The sequence below is a fragment of the Paracoccus sp. PAMC 22219 genome, from assembly GCF_000787695.1.
Classification (GTDB): Bacteria; Pseudomonadota; Alphaproteobacteria; order Rhodobacterales; family Rhodobacteraceae; genus Paracoccus.
In genome coordinates this window covers 1-1,657 of the sequence record NZ_BBPH01000249.1, presented here as the reverse complement: position 1 = coordinate 1,657, position 1,657 = coordinate 1, and the positions used below count along the sequence as shown (strand labels likewise).

3 protein-coding genes and 1 pseudogene are annotated in these 1,657 nt (G+C 55.4%); 1 reads left to right on the top strand and 3 read right to left on the bottom strand.

Annotation, left to right across the window (positions count from 1 at the left end):
* Positions 1-228: pseudogene (locus TY51_RS23840) on the bottom strand (hypothetical protein); the annotation flags it as partial.
* Positions 229-268: 40 nt separating this feature from the next.
* On the opposite strand from TY51_RS23840, the gene TY51_RS19665 reads away from it, so the two are divergent.
* Positions 269-895, top strand: a complete 627-nt coding sequence (locus TY51_RS19665; RefSeq protein WP_042253015.1) for an IS6 family transposase — start codon at positions 269-271, stop codon at positions 893-895.
* A 7-nt stretch (positions 896-902) separates the two neighbouring features.
* On the opposite strand, the gene TY51_RS19660 is transcribed toward TY51_RS19665, so the two are convergent.
* Together TY51_RS19660 and TY51_RS19655 are read right to left on the bottom strand one after the other, a co-directional pair.
* On the bottom strand, positions 903-1,181 hold the full coding sequence (locus TY51_RS19660; RefSeq protein WP_042253014.1) for a hypothetical protein: 279 nt from the start codon (positions 1,179-1,181) through the stop codon (positions 903-905).
* A gap of 146 nt (positions 1,182-1,327) precedes the next feature.
* On the bottom strand, positions 1,328-1,657 hold a 330-nt coding region (locus TY51_RS19655), incomplete at its 5' end, for a response regulator (RefSeq protein WP_042253013.1).

The following is a 1,657-nucleotide window of genomic DNA, read 5'->3' as shown; positions in this document are numbered from 1 at the left end:
GTCCAGTGCCCCGAGCCTGCCCGCAACACGGGCAAGATGGACTGCACTGCCCGCCTCTGCCGTCCGCCAGTCAACAATGACCTTGAGCTCACGGGGTTCAGCCCGTGGCCCGGGCGGCAGGTCGTCGGGCTCGTCGTTGATCGGATTGGGCAGAAACCACAGGTCGTCCTCGGATGTCTCATCGACGGATCTGTCGCAAGTTTTTCGTAAGGTCCAAGCCGGAAAGATAGAATGGTGTGAAGTCGGCCGTTTTGATGAGGATTGTGCAATGAGCGTATCATTCAAAGGTGTCCACTTTCTCAAGGACGTGATCCTGCACGCGGTCTTCTTCTACCTGCGCTACGGGGTGTCCTACCGTGACCTGGAGGAGATCATGGCCGAGCGGGGCGTCACGGTTGACCATGCCACGCTCAACCGGTGGGTGGAGCGGTACGCGGGTCAGGTCGCGGAAGATGCGCGCCGGCGCAAGCGACCCACTGACAGATCCTGGCGCATGGACGAGACCTACATCAAGGTGAAAGGCCAGTGGGTCTATCTTTACCGCGCCGTCGACAAGTTCGGGAAGACGCTGGACTTCATGCTCTCGGAGCGCCGCAACAAGCCCGCGGCGATCAAGTTCTTCGCCCGCGCGATGGAGGTGAACGGCTTGCCCCGCAAAATTGTCATCGACAAGAGTGCAGCCAACACCGAAGGCATCAAGGACATCAACCGGATGTTGAAGCGGTTCGGATGCCCGGTCCCGATCGAGATGGTGCGGATCAAGTATCTCAACAATCTTGTCGAGCAGGACCACCGCTTCATCAAGCGCCGGGTGAGACCAATGCTCGGCTTCAAGAGCTTCAAGTCAGCCGCGTCAACCATCGCGGGGATCGAGCTGGTCAACATGATCCGCTAGGGACAGTTCAGACCAGAGCTTCGCCCATTTCAGCAGTTCTGTCAGATTGTCGCCTGAAGTCGAGGCAGTCATCGACGCCCTGCGTCTCGACGCACAATTTGCGACAGAACCGGATGCCGCCGTCGGCGTCGGTGTTGTTCAGTTCCGTAACTGCCGTTGCCGTGTTGTCGTCATCGCCGGTATAAGTCGCACCGTCCACAACGCCGATAATGGATCCATTTGTGGTGGTATAAGTCGTGTTGCTGGCAATGCCGGACAACTCGATCAGGTCGTTGATATAGGGCATCGGCGGCTCGCTTTGTTCGCGGTGATAAGCACCACTCTTAAGCGAGAATAATTGCTTTCTACTAAAGTTCAGACGCCTTAGTTTGTATCAATTGTATAAAAATAACATTTTATTTTATATTTTATATCCATATATGAACTGTCGATCTATATATCCTCAGCGCCTTCTCTGAACTGCCTAATAATTTCCTTAAGATTGTGAAAAGCAATCGGCTTGGCCAACCAATGAAGCGGCTTGGCCGCTGCGCCGCGCAACCGCGCAGCAGGACTTACGTTACCCGTAACGAACAGCGATCGGATGCGGTGCGTCTGATAGATCCTGATCGCTGTATCGATCCCGTTGCACTCTCCCCTCAGAACAACATCCATTGTCGCAAAATCCGGCTGATGCAGAGCAGCAAGTCTTGCGGCTTCTCTTTCGGTCATGGCGATGCCGACAACCTCGACGTCCAGGTCAGTGAGCATCATCTGGAGATC